A 1,585-nucleotide genomic window follows, 5' to 3' on the forward strand; every position below is an offset into this window, starting at 1 on the left:
TGACCCTGGCTGTGTAAAAACGCGGCGCTTGACGTGATTCTCGCGGTATGATTCCCGCACGATTTGCGGGGGTCTCGGATGAAGCGCTTCATTGAGGGTGCGGATCGTGGGCAGAGCACGCTGTTTCCTGAATGCGTGGAAGACTGGATCGGCGAGGACAATCCAGTTCGTCTCATCGACGTCTTCGTCGATGAACTCGATCTGGCCGAGCTTGGGTTCGGCGGGATCGATCCCGAAGCAACTGGCCGACCATCGTACCACCCCTCGCTCCTCCTCAAGCTGTACATCTACGGCTATTTGAACCGGGTGCAGTCGAGCCGTCGGCTCGAACGCGAGGCCGGGCGTAATGTCGAGGTCATGTGGCTGCTGGGTCGGCTCGCTCCCGATCACAAGACGATTGCGGACTTCCGCAAGGATAACGGTCCAGCACTTGGCAAGGTCTGCGCGCGCTTCGTCGAACTCTGCCGTGAGATGGGCCTTCTCACGACGGCGAGCGTCGCCATCGATGGCAGCAAGTTTAAGGCCGTGAACAACCGGGACAAGAACTTCACCCGGGCAAAGGTGGAGCGGCGGCGGGCCCAGTTGGAGGAGAGCGTGGCGCGCTATTTGAGCCAACTCGATGCGGCCGACCGGCAGGAACCGACGGAAGCATTGGCCGCGAAGGTAACGAGGCTCACGGAGAAGCTGACGAAGTTGAAAGAGCAAATGGCCAAGCTTGTTGTCCACGAGGAGCAGATGCTTGCCTCGTCTGATCAGCAAATCTCCCTGACCGATCCCGACAGTCGTTCGATGGCAACGAGCGGCCGCGGCTCCGGCGTCGTCGGCTACAACGTGCAGGTCGCCGTCGATACCAAGCATCATCTGATTGTGACGCACGAGGTGACGAACCGCGGCTCGGATCGAGCACAACTTGCTAATATGGCCAAGCAGGCCAAGGCCGTGCTCCGGACCGAGACGCTCGAGGCCGTAGCCGATCGCGGCTACTTCAGCAGCTCAGAAATCCTCGCGTGCCACGAGGCCGGCATCACGGTGACTCTGCCCAAGCCGATGACGTCGGGTGCCAAATCGGAAGGGCGATTCGGTAAGCAGGACTTCGCTTATCAGCCGGAGGAGGACGTCTATCGCTGTCCAGCTGGGGAGCGGCTGCCATATCGCTATACGAACGAAGAAGACGGCAAGATGCTGCGGCGCTACTGGACCACTGCCTGTTCAAATTGCACACTCAAATCCCAATGCACGACAGGACCGGAGCGGCGGATTACGCGATGGGTGTATGAGCATCTGCTCGACGCGGTGCAGCAACGCCTTGATGCGAACCCACAAGCCATGCGTCAGCGTCGCGAGACAGTCGAGCATCCGTTCGGCACGATGAAGGCCCGCATGGGAGCGACGCACTTCCTCACCAAAACCCTTCCGAAGGTCGCCGCTGAGATGGCACTCTCCGTCCTGGCCTACAATCTGACACGGGTCATGAACATCATCGGAACCAAGCGGCTAATCGCTGCGATCGCGGCCTGAAACGTCCTCGGCACCTAACTCTCAGAACCGACCTCCCGTGAAACTGCTTTTTACACGGCCAAGACCC

At 60.1% G+C, this 1,585-nt stretch carries 1 protein-coding gene; it reads left to right on the forward strand.

What is annotated here, in order from left to right; all coding sequences use genetic code 11:
- Positions 1–78: 78 nt before the first annotated feature.
- Positions 79–1,518, forward strand: coding sequence for an IS1182 family transposase (locus tag ABIB99_RS44425; RefSeq protein ID WP_354182295.1), 1,440 nt, complete (start codon positions 79–81; stop codon positions 1,516–1,518).
- Positions 1,519–1,585 lie beyond the last annotated feature (67 nt).

The sequence above is a fragment of the Bradyrhizobium sp. LA6.1 genome, from assembly GCF_040547805.1.
In the GTDB taxonomy this organism is placed as follows: domain Bacteria; phylum Pseudomonadota; class Alphaproteobacteria; order Rhizobiales; family Xanthobacteraceae; genus Bradyrhizobium; species Bradyrhizobium barranii.

Coding starts and splice junctions, on each gene's coding strand:
- ABIB99_RS44425 (WP_354182295.1), top strand. CDS start 79: ATGAAGCGCTTCATTGAGGGTGCGGATCGTGGGCAGAGCACGCTGTTT.